A 26,368-nucleotide genomic window follows, 5' to 3' on the forward strand; every position below is an offset into this window, starting at 1 on the left:
CCAATCAATAAAATTGGACTTTTTACATTCGGTAAAGTTACCACACTAAAACCGAACTATTTTATTTTCTAGATTTTGTAAGCCATTTTAAAAAGAGTGAAACTGCAAAACTGACTGTTGCTCCAACAATTGCTAAAATAATAGTTTTTAGAATATCTTCAGAAAAAATATTGGGACTAATACTCAACAATGTTCCTGATGCAGTTCCAACTTTAAGTGAAATATTTGTTTTCATTATTCTGAATTTATTTCACCTTCTGTTTTTAACTTTTCTTTTACTTCATCATCAACTGTTACCTGACTTACTGCTGATAAAACACCACCAGCAACTGCAACATACCCTGCAATAGTTACAATACTTGCAGGCAAAGCAATTGGAGCAGCAATAATACTTCCGCTTACTGCTAACAATGATAAACCTATGGTTCTCAATACTCTAAAAAATTTTGGGGTTTTAGCCTTTGCCCTTTCTGTTATATTCATAATATAATTTTTAAGATTAAACTTCTAATTCTAAATCTGAATTGGTTGAGATAATTTTCAATTTCACTTGTGTATTCTTGTCTAATAATGGAAAAACCAAATCAGTCAATTTCTTTAGTGCATTTCTTGAATAATTACCTTTACCAATTCCAATATGATTTGTTACAGGAGCAATACAACCTTGTAATTCTTTTTTAGCATCATTTGCAGGATGAAATAATATCAAATTTCTTCCTGGCACATTTTTAATATAAATATGCTTATTGAATCGTTTACTGAATCGCTTTTGTAAAATATATTCCCCCTCTGGAATACAAGAAACCCTACATTGATTTTTTAACCAAGGTAATTCAATAGTATAACAAATAGTTTTACTATTAAATTTGAGAATTCCTTGTGTCCCATTAGGAAAATAGTTTCTATGCAGTACTAACAACATTATACACCGCCATCAACTTTTACAATAGATAAAGGATTGTAAGCACCATTTTTAAGTGTATACATTTGTCCATTAACTTCTTGATAAAACTCAATTCCCAATGCTAAAAACAAAGGATGAGTACTATTAGCAGTAACAGCATTACTTAAGTTGATTACTGCTGTAGCAGTTGCATCCCAAGTTAAAATTGCAGATTCTGAAGTTTCTACAATTGATGTTTCTTCCTCAAAATCAATTTCAGCGCCTCCAGAAATCACTTTAAAGTGAGTTGTACCACTTGGTGCTGCAACCATATTTGAAGGAATAAAAGAAGGAATATCAATATTCAAAGTTCCAGCAGCACGATCAATTGCTCCAGTATAAGGAGCAAATAAACTTGTTCCAAGTTTACCTCGAATATTAAATTCAAAACCTAAAAGCAATTCTGCTTCACCATCAATTACGTTACGCAATCCGCGTTCACTGGTCGTGTCCGCTTGAATCACTTTTACCATAGATTGTGTTAATCTGCTAACCATTCTATTATCAGAAGCATTCAATAGCAGCAATCTTAAAGCAGTTCGTAACACTTTACCTGCTTTAACTGCTCTTCCAAATTCAGAACCATTTTCACGTGTTCTTTGAAACGCAGGGTCTGTTGCAATTCTATTCGCATCAATACCACCTTTTTCACGTGCTAAATGCCCGTCTTTGGTTTTATAAAAGGTAATATCTCCAATAGTCCCTTTTAATTTAATTATGCCTTTTTGCCTTGCCATAATTTTTTATTTTTGATTATACACTTAGAATGTTTAGGTACACTCTTTCAAACCGTATAAATCAAATCACGATGCATCACAAACCGATTTACAAGAGCAAATCTTTAATTAAAAGTTGATTAATACAAGAAGTCACTATCTCAGAGAACCACTACAGCCTAATAAGTTCATTTTTACCTATTTTTACTTACTAAAGGATAATTGATATTAAATAACTTTGAAAAGACTTTTATTTAAATTGTATTACATTCTAAAATAATGTATAGCAAAGCCAAGTTTAAAGTATAGATAGTGTATGAAGTTAGTACAAAAAAGAGTATGTATATATCCAAAAGATATTCAGAGAATAACTGGTAAAAGTTATCGATATTCACGATTACTTTTAATTGACATTAAAAAGCACCTTAAAAAACAAGACCATCAATTTATTTCTATTGACGAATTTTGCAAATATACAGGGCTAAAACTGGAAGAAGTAAACCCTCTGATAGTTGGATAATAGTCCAAGAATAAAGCTTCTTAAACAAACTCTTTTTAGACAAAACAAACTGGTTCATTTAGCAGTTCAAATATTAGTCTTAACCCTTGTATTTTCAATGATTTATAACTATATTTACACATACAATTTAACGTTCTTTATGCGCCTTTGATAGTGACCTATTTAATGACCTATTAAAACAATTTTACAGTAAAACCTTATAAACATTGATATTAAGAGAGGTAATACAAATCCCTCTTTCTCCGCTGATAGATTATCAAATCTTATTAAAACCCTGTAAATTAAACGTTTACAGGGTTTTTTAATTTCTACACTATTCAAATAAAACCATCCAAAACCAATAAAAAAGATACTCATTCGGTTATCTTTTTTAGTTTCATAAAAGGTAACCGAATTTGATGTAATCTACTGATATTTAGCAAGTTTGATTAATAGCATTTGAAATATTTTTTGTATATTTATTACTCATTACAATAGTCAACCTAATCGCTATTTTTTTTGAAACCCATCTTTCAAAATTAAAAGTTGGTAAAGAATTGTAATAGTCATTATGTAATATAGTACGCCTACTATATGCCAACCTTTTAATGGAAGAGAAAACCGAGGTTTTCTGATTTCAGCAAACCAAGTCTCAAGTGAATTCCCAGCTAAGAATCCTCCAATAATTGCAAATACAACACAAATTGAAATAGATAAAAGAAGGTTCTTTAAATTCATTATCTTTATCTTTCAAAATCCCAAAATACATTTATTATTTTCCATTCATTATTTATCTTCACCAAATGAACATACTCAGTACATCTAGTTTTTTGTACCAGTTTTTATTTCCGTTTCTTTTTTTACAAAATATCGTACATAAATAAGTACTAAAACAGGAACAACAACCAATCCACTAATAAAATTCAATAATGAAGCCCAATCTGTCAACTCGTTTCCTCCTCTTGAAATCAGAAATAATTCGCCCAAAGGGCCTTTTGAAAATATTGTGTTGTAAATAAAATTCCAACCTAAATGAAGTCCGAAAGATAGCATTATTGATTTACTTTTTGAAAAAGCCCAAGCCCAAGCGTACCCCATTAACCCAGTTCCAATAAAAACTAAAATCATTGCCATTGCGTTACCTAAAACTCCGTATGAAAACCAATGATAAATTCCGAATGCGATTGCGGAAATCAAAATACCTTTTCTAGAGCCAATTTTTTGGATGAAAATGTATAGCAATGCACCACGAAAAATCAGCTCTTCTATTAGTACAGATTTTAAATCCCACCAAAATGATTTTAATATAATTACGCTCGTAATATCATTATTCAAAACCCAATTCGAAGATTTTAGATATGATTCTAAATATTGAACTAGAACACAAAGCATTCCAGTAATTAAAAATCCGATTAAGAATTGTTTCAATCTTTTTCCTATTGGAAGTAATCCTAATGCTAAAATACTCTTCTTTTCAATCAGATATAAAAGCAACCACGAAATGGCAATTGCTACTAAAATTCCTATCATTTACATGTTTGGTTTTAAATTACTAATGGTTTAAGATTTGATTTCGTTGCATTGGTTTAACACAAAGTTAATTAAAATTCTTTTGCATTTGAGTTTTCAGAGGCTTGTCGTTCAATGTATTAACAAGCAATGAAATAAACTCGTTGTTAGCTAAAAACTTATACATCCATTTCCCAATATTCATTGGTTATTTAGTAATTTCTTTCATATTCTAAAACGTTTCTCCATTACCTATACGTTTACCCCTATTTTAATTTAAGAATAAGTGTATTTTTATGTTATTTATTTTTAGATGTCACAATTTTTTGGTTGTTAAATGTACTACTTTTAAGATTTAAAAATATTTTATTTTACTAAATCCAACAATTTTAATCATACATTATTACCTTCTAGATTTGCTCTTTTTTGATGTTATCCGCTTTCATCTTCAAAAAGCATTTTTCTGTTCATGATTGAATTTTTCTTATTTGTAGTTTATTCGTTAAATATATTTAAAATTCTTGATGAGCACTATTAATGATTTCAATAATCTTATCATTTGGTATGATATCGATCGTTAAATTGATACGGTCGACAAATCCCTTATTAATAACGTAATGCTTTTCGGATAAACGCAAATACCAACATTCTCCAACTTTCATTGGTACTAAAGTCTCATTCAAAAAAAACTCAACGCCTTCATTATTATCTATAGGAATGGTAAGTCGAATCATTGATTTTTCTTCTTCCAAGGCTAAAGTGGGATCTGTATGTTCTTCAACAACAGAATTTGGTGCTAAAAATAATAACCTAACCAAATTAACCGTCGTATATTCTTTAAATTTATTAATTATACTTTTTAAATAAGGAGATCTTTCTAAATTTGGTGTATTCATCCAATTGGTCCAGGAACCATCTGCATAATCTTCTGCAGGTGGAGGAAAAGGTAATGATGTATCAACCAGATGAGCAGGAGCGCGCAATGAAATAACTTTATAATATTCATAATGTTCTTGTTTTAATGCTTGTACTTCAACAAGCATTTTTTCAACATCAAACGTAAAAGGTAATTTTATTCTGTCTTTAAACTGTTTCGTTGTCTCCATATGGTATTTGACTATTTATTTTGATACTTACTAATTTTTTTCATTTCAGTTTTACAATATTTATGCTTACAGTTTCTTATTAGTGTTAGACAATAAATTTCAGCAAGTTTCTATGTCCATTACTCACTTTTTTCAGCAAATCCAAGTATGTAACCATTATTGTCCTTTAGATAAAATTCACGCATTCCGTACCAGGCCGTTTTCAGTTCGGTTGGATTCAAACCTTTGTCTTTTATTTGCTTGTAAAAGTCATCAATTCCGTCAATTTCCATATAGAACGATACACTTGCTCCCATTGAAATGTCTTTTGCTAGAAGAACATCTTGTTTGAAGCTGTCAGTCCGCTGAAACATCATTTCTATATTGTCTTTACTTACCAAAGCATAAACATAATTCTTTCCGCCTGTCAATGATTGTTCAATTCCATCCTGCGTTTCGGGAACCACCATTACCAATGAAAAACCTAAAACGTTTTGATAAAATTCAATGGTTTCTCTAATACTCTTTACCTCAAAATTGGGGGTTAATTTGTTTGCTTTCATTTTTTTATTTTTTAGTTGAAAACACAAATTTACGTTGTCTGAATGGTGGTCAATTGTAAAAATCGGTCATTTTCGTTCAAATACAAATTAGTTGGTGTCGAGCCTGTAATCTGCTTTACCTGCTTGATAAAATGGGCTTGGTCGTAATAATTATTTTCTGGAAAAAGTTTACCATTTGCAATATGTTTTAATGATGAATGACATTTTAAGATATTGCAGAATGTTTTAAGTGAAAAACCGAAACGACTGTTAAAATATCTGTTAATTTGCCGTTTGCTCCAAAAAGTCCTTTCTGAAATTTCTTGGACTGAAATTTCACCTTTTCGATCATAAATAATCTTGAAAAGTTCAAATTTTCTACTGTCAATTTCTTTTAGGTTTTTGAGTCCGTATTTTAATTTTTCGGTTATTGAATCGGTAAATTTTTCGAAATTTCCAAAGTCGAAATTTTCACAGCCAAAAAAATTAGTTGGCAAGTTTGTTGTTGTGTTTTTAAGTTCTTTGATTGACTTTTTAAAAATATACTCAGCTGAAATCAGTTTGAAGCGAACGCCAATCAATTTGATATTTTTTGGTATCGAGATTTGAATTTGTTTTGTCCAAACTCCTGTCAACGATACTTTGGTAATTTGCCCATTTTTAATTTCAAAAATCAGGTCAAAAAATCCGTCTGGAAGTATTTCATAGTAGCATTCATTTTCGCAAGTCTCAAACTCCCAAAAACTTTTTATGAAGTTGGAAATAAATCCTTTGGTATGTTTTTCTTGGTAGCTCACTCAGTTTGATTAAATAACACACAACTAGTTTCTTATAAGATTTGCACGACTGAAAAATCGGAGGTTTTCAGTGATAACAAACCGTTTGTTGAATGTTTATTGTTTTTTATTAGCTCAAATTTAAGTATAAATTATATAAATATTTGTTGTAGACTGAGCTTTATTTTATACTTTCAATCCAATTACATATCATTCTATCATTCATGTTAACAATTATTTTTTTGTCAATGCTAGCTTTATCCCAAGTGTTAAAAATAGTACGCCTGTTATTTTATCCAATTTTTTATTTTATAGTTTTTTCGAATTTGATTCGACAATTTGGACATGAACAAAGCTAAAATTAGACACCAAATTGTTCCTGTTGTTAGAAATGTAATTCCTAGAATCAAGAAAGGTAAATAGTTTACCTCATAACTTGGATCAATAAATTGTGGTAAAAATGCAAGAAAAAATAATGCTACTTTAGGATTCAGAATATTAGTAAAGACTCCAGAAATATAAATTTTTCTATAATTAGTAACTTGATTTTCTTTACTTAATTCAAAGTTCTCATCTGGCTTTAAATTTGTTGTTACTATAAGAAATTTAAGATAATCTATTCAATTAACAAGAACTATTTTTTAGGGAATATTAAAAGATTATTAATTTCTACGATTCACTAAATCGGCAATAATATTATCCATGAAAGAATCATTAAGCTTATAAATTATAAGAATTCCAGCGGATAAAAATGCACCAATTGCCGGATAGATACTTATCATAAGTCTGATACCTTTTAAAGACTCTTCTGTTTGTACTGAATTAGCTTCAAAGCCGTAACCTGCAAGCAGCCAACCAGTAATTGCACCTCCTAAAGTCCATCCCATTTTTTGAGACATAGAAGAAGATGAAAAAACCAATCCAGTAGCTCTTCTACCTGTTTGCCATTCCGAATAATCGGCAATATCTGCATACATAGACCAAATAAGTGGCAAAACTATACCGGCTGTTATTCCTATAATTATATTCAATCCAAAAATAAGTTCCACATCATTTGGGTGTACCCAATAAAAAACAACACTAAATATTGCAGCTAAAATCATAGCACCCATAAAAGTATTTTTCTTACCAAATTTAGCTGAGACAGGTTTTGCAAGTAAAACACCTATTAAATTTGTAATTAACCAAATAGTCATATATGCACCAGCCAGTTTATCCCAAGCTACTTCTCCAAAATAAAGAAGTTTTTGATCTTTTACAAAATATTTAAAATAATACATAATACTACCATCTCTTAAGGAATTAAAAATCAAAACTGCAATTCCAGCACATAACATTATAAACCATTGTCCATTTTTTACAAGATCTTTTAAATCATTTTTGATCGTAGATTTTACAATTAATGGTTTAACTCTTTCTGTGATCCATTTATAAGTCATAATAAAAAATAATGCTGCTAAAATTGAATAGATACCTACAGTATATTGATAGCTTTGTGAATCATCAAAGCCTAAATTTCTATAATAATCTAATAAATATGGAACTGTTGCAGTCATAAAAATACCACCAGAATATGCCCCTATAAAACGAAAAGAAGCTAATGAAGTTCTTTCTTTGGTATCTGATGTCATAACCCCCATTAAAGAAGAATAAGGCACATTGATTGCTGTGTAAACAATCATCATTAAAGTATAAGTTATGTAAGCGTATATTAATTTTCCAGAAGATCCAAAATTTGGAGTGGTAAATGTTAAAACACCCATTATTGCAAATGGAATGGCTACCCATAAAAGATACGGTCTAAATTTACCCTTAGATGTAGATGTTCTGTCTGCAATTACACCCATAATGGGATCGTTTAAACCATCCCATAAACGAGTTAATAAAAACATTGTACCAACTGATGCAGGAGACAATTCTACTACATCTGTATAATAAATCATTAAAAACATGGAAAATAACTTCCAAAACATTGAAGATGCAAAATCTCCAAAACTGTACCCTATTTTTTCTTTTAATAATAATTTATTTGTCATGATTTAAATTGTTAATCCGTTCAATTAATTCCATCAAAGCTCTAGAATTATGATAAGGACATTTCCAAAAGCCTACCTTATCATCTGTCTCAATTATTTTCCCAGTGCCATCTATTCTCCAAAACCATTCTCCATTAACTGAATCAATTAAATAATCTTGTATAAAGTTCCATAGTTTAAAAATACTACGTAAATAAGTAGGTTTTGGATCTATTTCATAAGCATCCATAAGACCTACCATGGCTTCTGCTTGCGACCACCAATGTTTTTCTTTATCAAGCTTATTATTTTCATATTCATTAAATAAAGAGCCATCTGTATCAAACCCTTCATTTAATGTAATGTCCACTAGTTTTAAAGCAATTTTTTTATTTTTTTCAATGCATTGCTTATCATTAATAACAATAGCTGCTTCATGCAGTAGCCAAGCACCTTCAATATTGTGACCAAAAGAAATAGCTTCAGACCTTATTTTCCAGTCCATATCAAAAAACAAGTTAAAATGACCAGAATTTTCATCAATAATTTTTTCTTTAAAAATTCCTAATAAATCAGCAATGCTTTTTTTAAGAGTTTTATTAGGCCAAACTCGATATAAATTTGAGTACGCCTCTAAGATATGTAAATGCGTATTCATTGATTTTGGTGCATTCAAATCTTTTTCACTCAACCGCATATCCTCTATTTGATTCCAATTTTCAGCAAATGCTTCAACATAACCAGAATGTTGAACATCCCAAAATTTAACCTCTAATACTTTATATAAAGATTTCGCATTGTATAGACTTTCTTTATTTTTGGTTACTCTATAATATTCTGCATATGCATATATTGCAAAACTTTGTGCATATGCTTGTTTTCTTTTGTTAATTGGTTCACCACGATAATCAACTTCCCAAAAAACACCTCCATTTTTAGTATCTAAAAAATGCTTATTTAGATATTGATAACTAATGTCTGCTATCGCTTTATATCTTTCAATTTTAGAAGTTCTATATGCTGCTGAAAATGTCCAAAGAATCCTTGTATTTAAAATAATTCCTTTAGAAGATTTAGGGAATTTTTGACCAAAATGATTTATTTTACCTAAAAAACCACCATATTTTTCATCAATTACTTCTGTACTCCAAAAATTTAATAACTTATGTAACTCTTTTTGAAGTTCAATTTTAAATGTAAATAAATCAGTAGAATTAGTACCCTCATTTTCTATTATTTTGTTTGACTTATCGAGCATAAAAAATACTTATTTAACTAATTAACATTTCATTTTTTTATTAGCCTCTATTAAGTTATTAATTGTTTTAACAGATAGGTGTGAATACAATTTGTCTTGCGGTGAATTGATACAATAATCTAATAATTGATCTATGGTTGAAGTTGCAACATGCAAACGTGTATCTGATGATGCATAATAAATATATATTTTTCCATCATCATCCAAAATCCAACCATTTGAGAATACTACATTAGAAACATCTCCAATACGTTCTTCTTTATATGGAGCGATAAAATGTCCATGTGGTTTATGTGTAATTTTCCAAGGACAGTCAATATCAGAAATATATAGATATAAGGTATATCGTAAACCTGCAGCAGTCCCTCTAACACCATGAGCCATATTTAACCATCCTTTTTCAGTTTTTATAGGTGCGGGTCCTAATCCATTTTTAACTTCGTAAATAGTATGATATATTTTTGGATCAACAATTTTTTCTTCTTTTATTTCCGGATTCTCGATAGTATCTGATAATCCAAAACCAATTCCTCCACCTCTACCAGTATCAATAAAACCATCTTGCGGCCTTGTAAAAAAAGCATATTTTCCTTGAATTAAATGTGGAAATAATACCACATTTCTTTGTTGACCAGTAGTTGAAATTAAATCAGGTAAACGTTCCCAATCTTTTAGGTTTTTAGTACGAATAATTCCAGCATTTGCTATTGCTACTGAGGTATCTCCTTTAGGTACTGATGAATCTTTACGTTCGCTGCAAAAAACACCATAAATATAACCATCATCATGCTGAGTTAAACGCATGTCATAGACGTTTGTATCTAGTTTTTCTAACTGAGGAATAGTAATCGGTTTTTCCCAAAATTTAAAATTGTCAATACCATTTGAACTCTCGGCTATGGCAAAAAAAGATTTTCTATCATTTCCTTCTACTCTAGCCACCAATAAATATTTATCCTTAATTTTAATGGCTCCAGCGTTAAAAACAGCATTGAAACCAATGCGTTCCATAAAAAAAGGGTTTGTTTCTTCATTAAAATCAAATCGCCAATTCAATGGAACATGATCGCGTGTTAAAATTGGATTTTCATATCTGTTATAAATACCATTTACACTAAAAATAGGGATATTTTTCTTATTTATTAATAGCTCATATTGAGTCGTAATTTTTTCTTGTCGTTGTTTAAAATCTTTGTTCATTTGCTCTTAGTTTTATTTTTTCTGTACTCTCAAAAAATCATTTAGCAATAAAATTTCGGGCTTATCTAAAAATGTTTTTGCATCCGAAGCTGCTGGATGCCCAGGATATGGAAAGAAAAAGTGAACTCTTTCATCGTTACGCCAAATCATAACATAACTTAATTCTTTTGTTATAATTGAATCTTTTAAAACTGAGCCTAATTTATTTGTAAACCATTTATTATTTGTTACATTTTCAAGTCCTGTTTCTGTAAGAGCAGAAAATTTATCTTTTAACTTTGCTTCTTTAATAATTATATGTAGTTTCCTAATAGCTTCTTTTTCTCCATTTTCTTTATTCAATCCATAATAGTTATCCATTGCCATTATATCTACATATTCATCACCTGGATACCAACTATAATATTCTTCAAGTGTCTCCCAATGGTTATCTGGAGAATAAGCGATTAACATGTTTTCAAGACCATGTGTTTCTCTTAAATAGTTAATAGTTAGCTTAAAAAGTTCTTTAAATTCTGAAGTTGTACATTGTTCCCTTCCCCACCAAAACCAATTACCATCCATTTCATGCCAAGGCCTAAAAATAAATGGAATTTTTTTCCCATTATCTGTTTTAAGACTTTTAAAGAAAGTAGCAACTTTATCTAATTGTTTTATAAAAGCTTTATGATGAGCCCCTCCTAAAATTATATGTTTAACAACTTCTGCATCATTAGTCCAAGAGCTAGTACTATCAATAACAGAGTAAGGATGCCAGCTAAAGGTATTTATTCCTCCTAAATTATGTGCTTTTATTGAAAGATTTCGCATGCGATCAAAAGGTACACTGTCCAAATTAACTATATGATCTAACTCTAATCCTCCTAATTCCCATCCAAATAATGCAGGGTAATCACCTGCAACTCTCTTCACATCAGATTCTCCTTCAATATATTTCCAACCTATTCCATACGCGAGATCATCTTGATGACCAAATAAAATTCCTTTCCCCCTAACAGTATTAAATTTATCTACAATTGAGTTTAAAGAAGTAATCTCTTCTTTTTTACTTTCAACACATGACATAAATACTATTATAAATCCTGAAAAGACAATAAGCTTACACAAATTGATTCGTACATTTTTTTTCATTATATACTTTTAAGAGTTCAAAAAGGTTTTTAACATAAAATCTGAATTATTTGAAAAATATTCTTTTTGATCTTCTTCATATAATACAGCTACTTTATTATGAGTAAAAATTAAGTTAGTTAATTCAATCAATGCATCCTTAATAAATGTTCGATTAATTAAAGATGCATCTTTTGAAATAGTAAAAAGTGAAGTTAACTTATTAAAATTTGTTTGGGGACTTACTTTTATGGTTGTATTGATATCAGTAATTGTAAAGTTTTGTTTCATTTTTGCGTTAAAAATTTTAATAGTTTTGTTTCACAACTTTTAATTTCACCATCTTACTTGCATAAAAAACCTACAAGTAGCAATATTAAAAATCTTGTTTTATTCATAATTGACCAAATAGCATTCAATTTTACATAAATACAGAGTATATATAACATACACTCTGCATTAGACTCAAACTTAACTCAAATAAAAAATTCTATGATTATATTTCAGATTTAACTAAATATTTCTACCAATCCCATTATTAATGTTGCATCCAACCATAACTTTTATTTTATCAGTAGTGACATTTTTATTAAATCTTTTAAATATTTACAACACACTCTAAACACTTAAAAACTTCTAAATTTCAAATTTATTTGAAAATAAAATTTTTATATAATATAACTTCTAAAATTACAATATTTTTATATTCATTAAAGGTTATTTGATTATTTAATATTAATGAATTATAACAGAACAAAACTAAAATAAATATATTTATATTTGTAATACTATTTTATCATTTATATAAAAAATAAAAAATCATGAGTGTAATTAAGAATGTACATAGAGAAATCACCCCTTTATCCTTAGAGGACAGTTTTCTAGTATTTGATAGAACTAAAAGTGAATTTGATTTTCCAGTTCATTTTCACCCTGAATACGAATTAAATTTTATAAAAAATGCAAAAGGAGTAAAACGTGTTGTAGGAGACCATATCGATGAAATTGGAGATATTGAACTTGTTTTGATTGGACCTAATTTACATCATGGATGGCTAAATCACAATAGAACAAGCGGAAAACTTCATGAAATTACAATTCAATTTCACGAAGATTTATTTGATCAAAAATTACTATCAAGACGAATTATGAAACCTATTAAAGAAATGCTAGACAGATCTACCCATGGGATTCTTTTTTCTACTAAGACAGCAAACGATATTTATAAAAGACTATCGCAAGTATCTAGGCTTGATGGAATGGATTATTTCTTAGAGCTAATATCGATTTTGTGTGATTTAGCAAGTTCAAGAAATCAAATTCTTCTTTCCACATACACAGTAGAGAGACAAAGTTTTGAAAATAGCGATAAAATAAAAAAAATATATGAGTTTGTTCAGGATAATTATCACAGAAAACTAAGCTTAGCCGAGGTTTCTAACATTGTTAATATGAGTCAAGTATCCTTTAATAGATTTATAAAAAAACGAACCGGGAAAACTTTTGTAAATTATTTAAATGATGTTAGAGTTGGTTTCGCTGCAATGAAGTTAATTGAAAAAGATACAAATATATCAGAAGTAGCTTTAAATTGTGGTTTTAACAATATAGCTAATTTCAATAGAGTTTTCAAAAAAATAAAAAAATGCACCCCCAGCCAGTATAAAAATGAATTTTCAGGAATTAAAAGAATTTTGTAATACTATATAATCATTATATTATTTAATATCATCAATTTTATATAATTATTTTTATTTTTTTAATGAATTAAAAACCTTATTTTAACAAAACACTTTATAATTGATTTTTTTTGATAGATAAATGACAAAATAATATTATTAGCAATAAGGCTTTTGTTGTAGTTTTGATCTTATCAATTTTTCATTATGATTTCTTCACTAATTTTTAATTATGAAGAAGTCATAATTAATCAATTAATTAAAAACAACATGCAAAAATCAATTTTTAAAAGTATTTTTTGTAGAGCAAAACACAATTATTTTATTTTATTATTTAGTCTTGTTTCTCATTTTGCCATAGCGCAACAAATAGTTGTGGGGTCTGTGACCGATGCTAAAGGTTTAAAACTACCAGGGGTAAGTGTATTAGAAAAAAATACTGCAAATGGAGTCGTTACTGATTTTGACGGAAATTTCTCCATTCAGGTTCAGCCAAATAGCGTTTTGGCATTTAGCTATTTAGGTTATATTTCACAAGAAATTTTAGTTAATGATAAATCTAGAATTGATATAACCTTAATTGAAAATATTGAAAGCCTTAATGAAGTTGTTGTTATAGGGTATGGAACCGTAAATAAACGTGATTTAACAGGCTCAGTAGACAATATTAAAGCCTCTGAAATTTTAGAAGGAAATCCATCGTCAAGTATAAATAAAGCTTTGCAAGGAAGAATTGCCGGTGTTTCTGTTAGTCAAAACGATGGAGCACCTGGAGCAGGTGTTAGTATCCAAATTAGAGGAGCTAATTCATTTTCAACCAACACCCAACCTCTTTATATTGTTGATGGAATACCATATGATGTAGCTTCAATGGCTTTTGATGATAGTGCAAATCAAAATAATAACCAAACCTCAAATGCACTTGCTGGGATTAATCCAAATGATATTGAATCCATTGAAGTATTAAAAGATGCTTCAGCAACCGCTATATATGGTTCTAGAGGTTCTAATGGAGTTGTGATGATTACTACAAAAAGAGGTGTAAAAGGCTATGATAAAATTGAATTTTCATCAAATACTTCATTTTCTCATATGGCAAACAAAGTTAATGTGCTCAAACCTTATGAATATGCATTGTATAGAAATGAGCAATATTTTAACAGCAAAAAATACGATGGTCTTGAATACACATACCTACCTTTTAATGGGTCGTGGACGTATTCTAGAGATGTTAATGGTGAAATTGATTATGAAACAGGTAAATACAGTCCTTTACCAGAAGATTATCTAAACCCTGGTTTTTATAATGATGACTTTGGAAATTCTTCTCTGGTAGAAGGATCTGATTGGCTTGATGGAATCTTACAAACTAGTTTTTCAAAAGAATACAACATGAGAGTTTCAGGAGGAAGTGATAAAGGTTGGTATACTTTTTCGGGTAATTATTATGATCAAGAAGGTACCATTAAAAATACTGGGTATGAAAGGTTAACATTAAGGGCTAATATTGGAAGAAAAGTTAGAGATTGGATAGATTTAGGAGTGAACATAAATTACACAAATTCTAATACAGACTTCACAAAATCAAATTCTCAAGATTATGGCATTATTAAATCTGCTATGAGGTTTCCTGTAAATTATTCTAAAAATATTAGTTTGGATGAGTCTGATGAATTGAATTGGCTAGCTTCTAACCCTATAGTTTACGTAAACTCTGCTAAAGATAGAGTCAGAGCTATCAACATTTTCACATCTTCATATGTAGAGTTACAATTGCAAAAAAACTTGAAATTTCGTCAAAACATAGGTTTAAGTTATTCAAGCAATAATAGAGGAACTTATTATAGCAGACACACCCAAGAAGGTAGGCCACCAATAAATGGAAAAGCTGGGTTAAGTGATAGTTGGCATCAGAAATTGACTGCAGAATCAATTTTTACTTATGATAAGAAATTTAATAATAATCATCGCTTAAATATTGTAGGTGGATTTACTTATGAAGAATCTAATTATGCTCGAAAATCAATTTCAGCAACAAACTTTCCTACTGATTTGACAAAATATTATGATATTTCTCAAGGATTAGTTCAAAATTTACCCTCAAGTAGTAGAGGACAAACATCCTTAATGTCATTACTAGGTCGCTTAAATTATTCTTTGTTTAACAAGTATAATTTCACAGTTTCATATAGAAGAGATGGGTCTAGCAAATTTGCTGAGAATAATAAGTTTGCAAATTTTGCTTCAGGAGCATTTTCTTGGAGAGCCTCAGAAGAAAAGTTTATAAAAAATCTAAACTTTTTTGATGATTTAAAATTTCGTTTAAGTTATGGACAAACAGGGAATCAAGGAATTAGCGCCTACCAAACACAAGTCTATTTATCAACTTCAAATTATCCCTTTGGAGGCAGCCTTTCAAGCGGTTTTTCTGAAAGTACCTGGAGAGGGGCTCTAAATCCAAATTTGAAATGGGAAACTACTGAACAATTTAATATAGGTTTAGATTTTTCAATTTTTAATAACCATTTAGATCTAACTGTCGAATACTATTTAAAAAAGACTAGAGATTTATTACAAAGAGTGGGCACACCTTCTAGCTCAGGCTTTGACACTATGTGGACAAACTCTGGAAATGTTATTAATAAAGGACTTGAAATTTCCACTAGCTTTAAAGTAATTGATAGAAACAAATTTAAATGGAATGTTGATGCTAATATTTCTTTTAATAAAAATAAAATTGGAGGGTTAAAAGGAGATCAATTTGGTGCAGAATTATGGTATGGTGTTGACCAGTTTTTCATTCAAAGAAATGGACTCCCAATTGGTACAATGTACGGATATGTTGAGGATGGACTTTATGATAATAAAGCTGAAGTTTTAGCAGACCCTGTTAATGCAACAGTAACTAATCCTGAAAGTTTTATTGGAGAAGTAAAATATAGAGATATTAATAAAGATGGAGCTATTACAGCAGCAGATAAAACTGTAATTGGAGATGCAAACCCAGACTATACATTTGGTTTGACAAACAATTTTAAATTCAAAGGTTTTAACCTAGGTTTTTTCTTTCAAGGGGTTATTGGGAATGACTTATTTAATGGCAATCTAACTAATATTGATATAGCAAATATTGCAAATATACCTGAGTTTGTATATAACTCAAGGTGGATTGATGGTGCCGATAATACAAATGCAAAATGGCCAAAAGCAATACGTACCTATACTAGAAACTTACTTGTTTCCAATAGACATATAGAGGACGGAAGCTATGTAAGACTTAAAAACATTAATTTAGGATATACGTTTAACTCAAAATTTAAAGGAATAAATAAAATTTATCTATATGGGGGTGTTTCCAATGTCTTTACAATATCAAACTATAGTTGGTTTGATCCAGATGTTAACGCATTTGCAGGAGATGCTTCTAGGAAAGGTGTTGATATATATTCATATCCTTCAAGCAGAACTTATTCTATTGGATTTAATGTTGAATTTTAAAAATGAAAAAAATGAAAAATTTAAGAATACAATTATTTTTTATTCTAGCAGCCTTTATGCTCTTGGCTGGGTTGGTTTCTTGCGTAAAAGCAATAGAAGAGGAAAAATTTGACTTTATTCAAGATACAGATATCCCTGATTCGGAAGCTGGCGCTGATTTATGGGTAACTGGAGTGTATGAAGGATTTTCTTCTATGTATAGATACAACATGTTTCCAAATGTATATGATATGGACTGTGATTATATAACAGGTCCTAGTTGGGCATTTAGTTCATTTGGAGCTGGAAATTTTCAGGGGTCAGAACATACCCAATCTATGTGGGAGCAATTATACAATCTCATCCATAGAGCTAATTTTGCTTTAGAAAATATTGAAAAAATGTCTAATATTTCTAGTACCCACAGGGCAAATGTCACAGGAGAATTAAACTTTATAAAAGGTTATGCTTATTTTATGTTGGTCAGAGCTTTTGGAGAATTGCCAATTTGGAAACATTCAGTAAATTCTGGTATTGAAAACGTAAACCAACCAAGGCAATCTATCCCCAATGTTTATGAACATATTATTGAATTGTTAACTTATGCTGAAGAAAACACCTATAAAAATACTGATGGTTCATTTATAGAGGGAAGAGTCTCTGCTGGTGTTGCAGCTGCTTTCCTTTCTAAAGTATATATAACTATTGGATCGGCTTCAATGCCTTCTGGTATAATTAATATAAAAGGTGGAATTCCAATGGAAACAGATGCTACAGGAAATAAGTTTTACACCGCTCACACATTGTTAGCATTAAATAAAGAGCCTGTTGCAGGCTATGAAGAATTTGACTCAAATACATATTATAAGCTAGCTATGGACAAGGCTAAACAAGTTATTGAAGGAGAGTATGGAAGTTATGATTTACTGCCATATTCTAGTTTATGGACACAAGAATCAAAAAACAAAGTTGAACATATGTGGAGTCTTCAAACAATTTCTGGAGATGCAATATACGGTCCTCAATACCCAAAGTCATACTCTGGAACTTATGATTCTAATGGTTATGTAATTTCAGGTAAATGGTATGGAATGAGGGATCATTGGTATAAATTATTTGAAGAAAATGATTTGAGAATCTATGAAGGGGTTATGCATAAATGGGTAACTCAAAATCAAAATACGTTTAATGGAGGTTCCGCCTACCCAAGTTTTGGTATATGGAACGAAAGAGTTAAAAATGAAGAATATCCTTATGATGATAATCGAACTTACTACAGTACAATTGGTAGTAGTAATTATTTGGCATATTTAACTAAATATTCATTTGTTTCTGATAACAGTATAGATCGACAAGACGCAAATTGGCCTTTTATGAGATTTGCCGAAGTTCTTTTAATTTATGCTGAAGCGGCAAATGAATTTTATGGAGGCCCAACCCAAGATGCTCTTGCAAGTATCAATAGGGTTAGAGAAAGAAGTTTAGCAACCCCATTTAGTTTAGCAGGAAATAATAGTATTACAGACCTTATTAGTTTTCGTTCTGCAGTTATAGAAGAAAGAGCAAGAGAACTTGCCGCTGAAGGAGATAGACGTTGGGATTTATTAAGGTGGGGAATATACCTTAAAGTAATGAATTCAATAGGAGGATTTGATGAAGTAGGTGTAAACAAATTAAGAACTGAAAGACATTTATTGTATCCAATTCCAAATACAGAAATTAATTCTAATGAAGCTATAAATGAAAATAACCCAGGATGGTAATAACTTAATTAAATAAAAATATTATGAAAAATTATGTAAAGAAATATCTTTTTCTATTTTTAATAGCAATATTTATAATTTCATGTTCTGATGTGGTTACATATAATGATAATTGGGATGATGAATTAACCTCATATGGACCCCCAAGTATTACAGATATAACAATTCCTTTCGATAATACAAGTGTATCAACAGCTGAGTTTGATGATATGATTAACGTCATTGGAGACAACTTAACTGATGTAAAATCTATTACTATCAATGATATTGAGTTAGATCTAACAACTATTTATGCAACTAGGCATAAAATAACTTTAGCTATTCCAAGAGAAATCCCTCAACAAGTTACAAATAAGGTTACTGTAATTACCAAACTTGGAGAAGCTTCACACCCCATTAGTGTAACAATACCAGAAATTAAAATTGAAGGACTATATAATGAGTTTGCTTTACCAGGTGAAACTGTCCAAATAATTGGTTCTAATTTTGATTTATATAATTTGAATGAAGAAGAAACAGTGATCTCATATAATGGGGAGGACGTTGTAGCTACTAATTTCACATCAAATACAATTGATATTGTTATCCCTACAAATGCAATAAGTAATTCTAAGTTTGTACTTAGTAGTCCTAAAGTGGTAAACCCTATTGATATCTCCTATAGAAATGAAGGATATATTCTGTTTAATTTTGATAATTATTCTGATAAATATGTGACGGATGGAAGTAATGAAGGAGACCCTGTAGCACTTAATGGGTCATTTATTAGAATGGCTGGCTCATTTTCTGCATGGTCCTATAATAATTTATTTGCAAAAAATTATTCTATTACGGATCAAGATATATTAGATAACCCTCAAGATTACTATTTTATTTTTGAAGCCTACACATCAAGTTCTCAACCAATAAGTATAGATGATCAAATTAAATTTAATAATAACACTTGGGATCCCTATGGCAATTCCACACCGCTTAATACTTATGACACATGGAGAACTATGAAAACAGAAGTTGTAGATATGTTTCCCGACTCGGGCACTTATGCTCTTGGTAAGAGGTTTTTTCTACTTTGCCAACCAAAATCTGCAAGAAGTTTTGATTTTTCAATGGCTAATTTTAGGTTTGTAAAAAAGTAATTCATAGTTTATATTAATTTTAAAGTTTATTTTTTTAACTAAGAACTATAATAATCATAGTACGCTTAAGAAATATAGAATTGAAAAAGCAGTAGCATAATAAATAAGCATTATTTTACTAGATGTAAAAATGCTGTATTTTTTGATAATTGAACTTATCTCAGTTGGACAACTGCTGATAGACTAAAAGTAATGTTCAACCTATTTTTTTAGAAAACTATTTTAAATTGACTAATAACAAATAATTCCATGAAGATTTTAATCTCTATTTTTTTTACTTTTTTTACTTTTTTAGTATTTTCACAAACCAAAAAAACTTACACATATGCAATAAAAGGGGTTGATACACTTAAGTTGGATGTGTATTCTCCAGATGAGATTCAACCGATTGACAAAAAGCTTCCTGTATTAATTTGGATGCATGGTGGAGGGTTTTCAGGAGGCACAAGAGATTCGAAATATAATTCTTTACTTTGCCAATTTGCTGCTCAAAATGGTTTTATTGGCATTTCAATTTCTTATCGATTATTGAGAAAAGGAACTGAAACTGGTTTTGGATGTAATTGCCCTAAGGAAACAAAACTTGAAACTATAAAACAAGCTGTTATAGATTATTTAGATGCTGCAGCCTTTATTGTTGATAATTCAGAAGAACTAAATATCAACCCAAATTATTTAATAGCTGCTGGAAGCAGTGCCGGCGCAGAAAGTGTTTCTAATGCTGTTTTTATGAGGGATTATTTTGTCTCTGATACACAGAAATATAAGAGTGTGAAATTTTCTGGATTATTTTCTTGTGCAGGTGCTATTATTAATTCTGAATATATTAATAAAGATAACGCAATTCCTAGTGTATTTTATCATGGTACAAATGATAAATTAGTTCCTTTTGGAATAGCTCCACATCACTATTGTAATTCAGAAAAACCCGGTTATCTCATAATGGAAGGCTCTCATCAAATGGTTAAAAAGCTAGAAACTTTTGAGATTCCTTATTATTTTAATATCGTAAAAGGAGGAGGGCATGAAGTTGCAGGAATACCATTTTCAGATTTAAAAGATATCTTTAATTTTTTCAATCAAACTATTATTCAAAATAAAATCATTCAAACTAAAATTATTAAAACTAAAAAGTAAAAATTATATTCAAAAAGTATTCCTACAAATTTTATTACGCTAAATAAATAGTAAAGCTGCTTTATATTAAAATCTAATTTGACTTGGGTTAATGTATAATAGTATTGTTCTTTTATTGAGACCTTAACATTAGTTTTTCCAATTTATTACAAACTTTTGATTAAATATATGCTTAAAAAATTGAAAGTATAACCAATGTTAATTTAACTAAATTCAAATTTCCATGAATATTTCTAAACGCAAAATAGGTTTATTTTTAGGTCCTATATTATTTATATTGATTATTCTGTTTTTTCATCCTTATGGTCTATCAGATTCAGCAAATGCTGTTTTAGCAACGGCAATTTGGATTGCTGTTTGGTGGATTACAGAAGCTATTCCAATTGCAATTACAGCCTTATTGCCAATCGTACTTTTCCCTTTATCTGGCGGAATGGACTTAAATCAAACAACTGCTTCATATGGTCATAAATATGTATTCCTATATATTGGAGGTTTTATTTTAGCACTTGCCATTGAAAAATGGAAATTACATAAAAGAATTGCACTAACAATTATTAAGATTGTAGGAACAAATGTTACTAATATAATTCTTGGATTTATGATTGCTACAGCATTTTTATCTATGTGGATATCAAACACTGCTTCGGCTGTAATGATATTACCTGTAGGAATGGCTATTGTAACACACTTAAAAGACAACCCTAATACTATTGAAAATGAGAATTTAATTTTTGGCAAGGCCTTAATGTTATCAATTGCCTACAGCGCTTCAATAGGTGGTATGGCAACTCTTATTGGAACACCTCCTAATCTTGTTTTGGCTGGAGTTGTAAAGCAAGCTTATAACATAGAAATTTCGTTTTCGAAATGGTTTATGTTTGGATTTCCTATATCAGTAATACTTTTATTAATCTGTTGGTTCTATTTAACTCGATTTACATTTAAATTTGAAAAAAAACAATTTCCAGGAGGAATCCAGGAAATAAACAAACAATTAAAATCTTTGGGGAAAATTTCTTATGAAGAAAAAATAGTTTTTTTAGTTTTTTTATTGACTGCTTTTGCTTGGATTACTAGATCTTTTTTTATTAAAAAGTTTATCCCAAATATCGATGATACTATTATTGCAGTTGTTTTTGCTATAACTTTATTTTTACTTCCTGCAAAAGAAAAAGGTGTAAAAATTATGTCATGGGAAGATGCTGTAAAATTACCATGGGGGATTGTTTTATTATTTGGCGGAGGTATGGCCTTAGCCCTTGGTTTTGAATCTAGTGGTTTAGCAGTTTGGATTGGAGAGCAAATGAATTCATTAAGTTCCTTACCTCTTATTTTATTATTATTAATTTTAATTGGGTCTGTAAATTTTTTAACAGAAATAACTTCAAATTTAGCAACAACAGCTATGTTATTACCTGTTTTAGTTTCACTGGCAACTGCCATTGATATAAACCCTTTTTTATTACTCGTTGGAGCAACTTTAGCAGCCTCTTGCGCTTTTATGTTACCTGTAGCAACACCTCCAAATGCGGTAGTTTTCGGTTCTGGATACCTTAAAATTGAAGATATGGTTAAAAAAGGGGTTTGGATGAATATTATTTCAATCATTCTATTAACGCTAATTGTTTATTTTATTCTTCCAGTCGTTTGGGAATTGAATTAAACAAAAAATTTAAAAACGCAGTAAATTTTTAAAGCTTCAAATAAAGATAAAGACATATAATTTCTCACAAAATAACATATCGATATAATATTAAAAAGTGTCTAATTCGGTGTCACTAAATCTCATACCTCTGAAAGCCTAATTTAATCTTAATAAGTAAAATTTTGGATAGTTCCTCTTTTTTCCTCCGAAAAAGCATTACATAAAATGTAAGGCTTTTTCTATATTTAATCTTTATCCCAACCTGTTAAACCTGCAGATACTATAAATTTCATCACTTGACTTGAGTTTATATTTACAGGCTTTATATGTTCTTTTGGAACTATAAATAATTCACCTGAAAAATTGTACGAATGAGGGAAATAAACTGCCACTTTATCCAATTCATCTAACACTTCAAGATTTTCTTCTGTTATAAATCCAAGTTTTTCTAAATTAGAAACCATATTTACTTTTACCAATACTGGCTGGCTAAACTTTTTTTCTTTTCCAACAAAAGCCGAAAACAGATCATTCAATGCTGTATAAACAAATTTTAATAAAGGAATTCGTTCAATTACTTTTCTAAAAATTGTTTTCAAAGGTTGAGCAATAATAGTTCTTCCTAAAAAGCCTACAAAAATTAAAAAAATTAAAAGTGATAACACTCCAAGTCCAGGGATTTCAATATCAAAAAATTTAGTTATTAATTTTTGAGAAATACTATCCATAAACATAAAAACAGTATAAATAATATATGCTGTTATTCCTAAAGGTGCAATGTACAATACCCCTTGTAATAAATAATTAATAATTTTCTTCATAATTAATATTCTTATTTACTCGTCACAACACAAGTCTCTTTTGAGTAGTTAATTATTTTTACTTTATAAAAATTAAAGGTACAAACAAAATAAGTTGATAATTATCAAAATAGTAGTTTTTTTTATAAAATATTTATCAATACAACCCTATAAAACCGGCTATTTATAAGGTTTTTTGTGATAATTGATGATTTTTAATATCAAATTGATAGAGATCATTTTAAAAACTCTTTTTTGAAGTTAATTTTGATTACATAAAATGTTTAATTAAAAACTCTAAATTATGTCACTAATTAATTTTAAAAAAAGAGGCCCTTGGAGCAATTTAATTACTTCAGATTTTTTTGATACTGACGATTTTTTTAACGATCGATTTTGGTTAAAAAAAGTTGGTGAACCAGCTTTAAATATTAAAGAAAAAGAAAATGAGTACGAAATTGAATTAGCAGCTCCTGGCTTTGAGAAAAAAGACTTTGAAGTTTCTATTGATGACGGATGTTTAAATATTTCCGCTAAAAAATCAGAATCTAAAGAAGAAAAGGATGTTAACTACACTAGAAAAGAGTTCAGTTATAATTCTTTTGAAAGATCACTTGAACTGCCTAATACTATTATTGACGAAAAAGTGAAAGCAACGTATAAAAATGGTATTCTAAAATTTACACTTGCTAAAAAAGAAGAAGTTAAAAAACACAAACCAAAAATGATTGAAATATCATAGTTATTTTAAAGTACTATTTCATTTATTAAAGTTCCATTTCTCTAAATTGTTTAACTTAGAGAAATGGAACTTTATTTAAAATACTAATGCAGCCTCATCAAAAACTAGTTCTTCAAAATTGCATTTAATATTTTATCTTTATCTAGCTTTTTGGTACAAAAAAACCAGTCTTCACAGGTTAAACCTTCTTCCTTACCTTCCATCCTATTCTCTGCAACGCCACAATTTCCTGCTGGTGATACTATTACATCATCTCCAGGATTCCAATCTGCGGGAGTTGCAACTGAAAACTCATCTGATGTTTGCATTGCTATTAAAGCTCTATAAATTTCATCAAAATTTCTACCTAAGCTTAATGGGTAATAAATAATGGCTCTTATAATTCCTTTTGGATCAATAAAAAATACAGCTCTTACAGCCTGTGTTTTACTTTCTCCTGGTTGAATCATTCCATATTTTTTGGCAACTTCCATAGTTATATCCTCTATTAATGGAAATTTAACCTCCATATTCTGCATATCTTTGTACTTAATTTTATCTTTTATGGTTCTTAACCAAGCAATATGACTATACAACCCATCAATTGATAAACCAACCAGCTTACAATTTGCTTTATTAAATTTATCATCTAATTTTGCAAAAGTCATAAACTCTGAGGTACAAACTGGAGTAAAGTCTGCTGGATGACTAAATAATATTACCCATTTTCCTTTATAATCTTCTGGAAAATTTATAGTTCCTTGTGTGGTTACTGCATTAAAGTTAGGTGCTTTATCTCCTATACGTGGCATTGCAGTTATTTGCTCTTGTACTTGTGGTGTTTCCATAGTTATTACTTTATTTATTTATTTATACAAAGGGAGTATTTATTTAAGATTTTTCAAATGACCTGTATCAATAAAAACGATGATAGTAGTTATTAAAAACACTTTCAACTACATATAGCTTGATAAAAGTGAAAAATTCTTTTTTTAAATCTCTATATATATGGCGTTGAACTTCCATTTTATTTCTAAACTCGATATGATTTTTAACTAGATGAATATCTAACAAATCTTTGCCTTGCTTTGTACTTTTGGATATATTAGTTTCATGAATATTAATTTCATCTTGTAGTTTATCAATGTTATTTTCTTGAAGTATAAACTGGTTTTGATAATGTTCTAATTGAGCTAACATTTCTTTATTTGTCCACCTATTTACTAACTCATCTAACCTTAAGTTGAATGATTTTAACTCATCTTCCCAAAATAATAACTCTCTCCTCCATAGTTTATGTTCAAAATGTAAATCTGAATTAAAAATTAACTCTTTTTTCATGACAGTAGTTTTATTTTTATTAAAATTATTGAAGAATAGACTAGAAAAAAATGACCGTTATCATTCTTAAAAGTTTTAAAATTGAGATATATCATTTAAATATGAGCATTACATTTTTAACTTTAAACAGTTACTAATTTAATACATCTTTTAAGGTGAAAACAATAGTATATGCAACCGATTTTTCTAGTAATTCAATAGATGCTTTTAAATATGCATTAGAATTAAGTTCTAGGGTTAAGGCTAACTTATGGGTTATTCATGTTTTTGATATTTCTTCGTTAAGTTCTGATTTAAATGCTCCTTATTTGCTTTCAAGAGATGAGACTTATAAATACAAAAAAGCAACACTTCAAAAGTTTTGTTCAGATCATATGGATAAGAAATATGGTCTTAAAAAAGTAAATACAGAGGTTGTTGAAAATGACTCAATTATTAAAGGGATTATCTCAAAATCTAAAGAAGTAAATGCTTCAGTGATTATAACGGGTATGAAAGGAAAAAATATTTTTGAAGAATTTATAATGGGTAGCACAACAAAACAATTAATTGAAAAAGCTCCTTGCGCAGTTTTAGCAGTTCCTGAAAAAAATACTTTAAACAAACTAGAAACTATCGTTTATGCAACCGATTTTGAACAAGAAGATATCATTGCAATTTCTAAACTAATAAAATTATTTAAACCTTTTAAACCAAAAATTAAAATTACCCACATTTCAACCAAAAATGAATATGACGGACAATTACAAATGGAGTGGTTTAAAGAAATTTTACTTCAAAAAATTCTATATGACAATTTAGAGTTTGATTTATTTTATTCTGATGATATTTTTGAAATTCTCAACATTTATTTAAAAGAAGTAAATGCAGATTTAGTAGCTATGCTAGAAAGAGAACAAATTGGATTTTTAAAAAAATTATTTCATAAAGACTTGGTTAAACGAATGGAATCACAAACCAAAATACCTTTACTAAGTTTTAATGAAGCTAATTATAAATAATAAATTTAATTG

Annotated in this window: 26 protein-coding genes; 8 read left to right on the top strand and 18 right to left on the bottom strand. The window is 29.3% G+C overall.

Going from position 1 to position 26,368, the window contains the following annotated elements; translation table 11 throughout:
• Positions 1-61: 61 nt before the first annotated feature.
• From ACFQZW_RS12225 to ACFQZW_RS12295, 15 genes are all read right to left on the bottom strand, one after another.
• The gene (locus tag ACFQZW_RS12225; protein ID WP_386783342.1) at positions 62-235 is read right to left on the bottom strand and encodes a hypothetical protein; all 174 of its coding nucleotides are present in this window, start codon (positions 233-235) and stop codon (positions 62-64) included.
• A complete protein-coding gene (locus ACFQZW_RS12230) occupies positions 235-483 on the bottom strand; it encodes a hypothetical protein (protein ID WP_386783344.1) in 249 nt (82 codons plus the stop codon). The genes ACFQZW_RS12225 and ACFQZW_RS12230 overlap by 1 nt, the downstream gene beginning before the upstream one ends.
• Positions 484-499: 16 nt before the next feature.
• Positions 500-922: a DUF5675 family protein gene (locus ACFQZW_RS12235; RefSeq protein WP_386783346.1), complete on the bottom strand. Its 423-nt coding sequence runs from the start codon at positions 920-922 to the stop codon at positions 500-502.
• Positions 922-1,680: a hypothetical protein gene (locus tag ACFQZW_RS12240; RefSeq protein ID WP_386783348.1), complete on the bottom strand. Its 759-nt coding sequence runs from the start codon at positions 1,678-1,680 to the stop codon at positions 922-924. The genes ACFQZW_RS12235 and ACFQZW_RS12240 overlap by 1 nt, the downstream gene beginning before the upstream one ends.
• 988 nt (positions 1,681-2,668) lie before the next feature.
• Positions 2,669-2,896: a tryptophan-rich sensory protein gene (locus tag ACFQZW_RS12245; protein ID WP_386783350.1), complete on the bottom strand. Its 228-nt coding sequence runs from the start codon at positions 2,894-2,896 to the stop codon at positions 2,669-2,671.
• A gap of 84 nt (positions 2,897-2,980) precedes the next feature.
• Positions 2,981-3,688, bottom strand: coding sequence for a CPBP family intramembrane glutamic endopeptidase (locus ACFQZW_RS12250; RefSeq protein WP_386783352.1), 708 nt, complete (start codon positions 3,686-3,688; stop codon positions 2,981-2,983).
• Positions 3,689-4,179: 491 nt separating this feature from the next.
• A complete protein-coding gene (locus ACFQZW_RS12255; RefSeq protein WP_386783355.1) occupies positions 4,180-4,773 on the bottom strand; it encodes an aspartyl/asparaginyl beta-hydroxylase domain-containing protein in 594 nt (197 codons plus the stop codon).
• Between the two features lie 119 nt (positions 4,774-4,892).
• Complete coding sequence (locus tag ACFQZW_RS12260; protein ID WP_386783357.1) at positions 4,893-5,342, bottom strand: VOC family protein; 450 nt, start codon at positions 5,340-5,342, stop codon at positions 4,893-4,895.
• A gap of 2 nt (positions 5,343-5,344) precedes the next feature.
• Positions 5,345-6,091, bottom strand: a complete 747-nt coding sequence (locus ACFQZW_RS12265) for a DUF6597 domain-containing transcriptional factor (protein ID WP_386783360.1) — start codon at positions 6,089-6,091, stop codon at positions 5,345-5,347.
• Between the two features lie 266 nt (positions 6,092-6,357).
• Positions 6,358-6,690: a LysE family translocator gene (locus ACFQZW_RS12270; RefSeq protein ID WP_386783427.1), complete on the bottom strand. Its 333-nt coding sequence runs from the start codon at positions 6,688-6,690 to the stop codon at positions 6,358-6,360.
• Positions 6,691-6,732: 42 nt separating this feature from the next.
• The gene (locus tag ACFQZW_RS12275) at positions 6,733-8,106 is read right to left on the bottom strand and encodes an MFS transporter (protein ID WP_386783362.1); all 1,374 of its coding nucleotides are present in this window, start codon (positions 8,104-8,106) and stop codon (positions 6,733-6,735) included.
• Positions 8,096-9,343, bottom strand: a complete 1,248-nt coding sequence (locus ACFQZW_RS12280; protein ID WP_386783364.1) for an AGE family epimerase/isomerase — start codon at positions 9,341-9,343, stop codon at positions 8,096-8,098. Before ACFQZW_RS12280 ends, ACFQZW_RS12275 begins: the two co-directional genes overlap by 11 nt.
• Before the next feature lie 21 nt (positions 9,344-9,364).
• Positions 9,365-10,543, bottom strand: a complete 1,179-nt coding sequence (locus ACFQZW_RS12285; RefSeq protein ID WP_386783366.1) for a glycoside hydrolase family 130 protein — start codon at positions 10,541-10,543, stop codon at positions 9,365-9,367.
• A 12-nt stretch (positions 10,544-10,555) separates the two neighbouring features.
• The gene (locus tag ACFQZW_RS12290; protein WP_386783368.1) at positions 10,556-11,674 is read right to left on the bottom strand and encodes a glycoside hydrolase family 26 protein; all 1,119 of its coding nucleotides are present in this window, start codon (positions 11,672-11,674) and stop codon (positions 10,556-10,558) included.
• A gap of 9 nt (positions 11,675-11,683) precedes the next feature.
• On the bottom strand, positions 11,684-11,944 hold the full coding sequence (locus tag ACFQZW_RS12295) for a hypothetical protein (RefSeq protein ID WP_386783370.1): 261 nt from the start codon (positions 11,942-11,944) through the stop codon (positions 11,684-11,686).
• Between the two features lie 530 nt (positions 11,945-12,474).
• On the opposite strand from ACFQZW_RS12295, the gene ACFQZW_RS12300 reads away from it, so the two are divergent.
• The 6 genes from ACFQZW_RS12300 (at position 12,475) to ACFQZW_RS12325 (ending at position 22,511) form a co-directional block, all read left to right on the top strand.
• Positions 12,475-13,353 carry a helix-turn-helix domain-containing protein gene (locus ACFQZW_RS12300; protein ID WP_386783372.1) on the top strand — a complete coding sequence of 293 codons (879 nt, stop codon included), beginning with the start codon at positions 12,475-12,477 and terminating at the stop codon, positions 13,351-13,353.
• Between the two features lie 186 nt (positions 13,354-13,539).
• Positions 13,540-16,830 (top strand): SusC/RagA family TonB-linked outer membrane protein, encoded by a 3,291-nt coding sequence (locus tag ACFQZW_RS12305; protein ID WP_386783374.1) that lies wholly within the window; start codon positions 13,540-13,542, stop codon positions 16,828-16,830.
• Positions 16,831-16,841: 11 nt separating this feature from the next.
• Entirely contained in the window at positions 16,842-18,572 is a 1,731-nt protein-coding gene (locus ACFQZW_RS12310; RefSeq protein WP_386783376.1) for a RagB/SusD family nutrient uptake outer membrane protein, read from the top strand.
• Positions 18,573-18,595: 23 nt separating this feature from the next.
• On the top strand, positions 18,596-19,708 hold the full coding sequence (locus ACFQZW_RS12315; RefSeq protein ID WP_386783379.1) for a glycan-binding surface protein: 1,113 nt from the start codon (positions 18,596-18,598) through the stop codon (positions 19,706-19,708).
• 249 nt (positions 19,709-19,957) lie between these two features.
• Positions 19,958-20,845 (top strand): alpha/beta hydrolase, encoded by an 888-nt coding sequence (locus ACFQZW_RS12320; protein WP_386783382.1) that lies wholly within the window; start codon positions 19,958-19,960, stop codon positions 20,843-20,845.
• Positions 20,846-21,068: 223 nt separating this feature from the next.
• On the top strand, positions 21,069-22,511 hold the full coding sequence (locus ACFQZW_RS12325) for an SLC13 family permease (protein WP_386783384.1): 1,443 nt from the start codon (positions 21,069-21,071) through the stop codon (positions 22,509-22,511).
• A 227-nt stretch (positions 22,512-22,738) separates the two neighbouring features.
• Here the strand turns inward: ACFQZW_RS12325 and ACFQZW_RS12330 are convergent, their stop codons facing one another.
• On the bottom strand, positions 22,739-23,314 hold the full coding sequence (locus ACFQZW_RS12330; RefSeq protein ID WP_298266050.1) for a DUF502 domain-containing protein: 576 nt from the start codon (positions 23,312-23,314) through the stop codon (positions 22,739-22,741).
• 283 nt (positions 23,315-23,597) lie between these two features.
• On the opposite strand from ACFQZW_RS12330, the gene ACFQZW_RS12335 reads away from it, so the two are divergent.
• Positions 23,598-24,035, top strand: coding sequence for an Hsp20/alpha crystallin family protein (locus ACFQZW_RS12335; RefSeq protein WP_298266048.1), 438 nt, complete (start codon positions 23,598-23,600; stop codon positions 24,033-24,035).
• Between the two features lie 104 nt (positions 24,036-24,139).
• Here ACFQZW_RS12335 and ACFQZW_RS12340 read toward each other — a convergent pair whose 3' ends face one another.
• Positions 24,140-24,862, bottom strand: coding sequence for a peroxiredoxin (locus ACFQZW_RS12340; protein ID WP_298266046.1), 723 nt, complete (start codon positions 24,860-24,862; stop codon positions 24,140-24,142).
• 67 nt (positions 24,863-24,929) lie between these two features.
• The gene (locus ACFQZW_RS12345; RefSeq protein WP_386783388.1) at positions 24,930-25,355 is read right to left on the bottom strand and encodes a hypothetical protein; all 426 of its coding nucleotides are present in this window, start codon (positions 25,353-25,355) and stop codon (positions 24,930-24,932) included.
• 155 nt (positions 25,356-25,510) lie between these two features.
• Here ACFQZW_RS12345 and ACFQZW_RS12350 point away from each other — a divergent pair, with 155 nt between their 5' ends.
• Complete coding sequence (locus tag ACFQZW_RS12350; protein ID WP_386783390.1) at positions 25,511-26,356, top strand: universal stress protein; 846 nt, start codon at positions 25,511-25,513, stop codon at positions 26,354-26,356.
• The last annotated feature ends 12 nt before the right edge of the window (positions 26,357-26,368 follow it).

The sequence above is a fragment of the Lutibacter aestuarii genome (assembly GCF_042676885.1).
Lineage (GTDB): Bacteria > Bacteroidota > Bacteroidia > Flavobacteriales > Flavobacteriaceae > Lutibacter > Lutibacter aestuarii.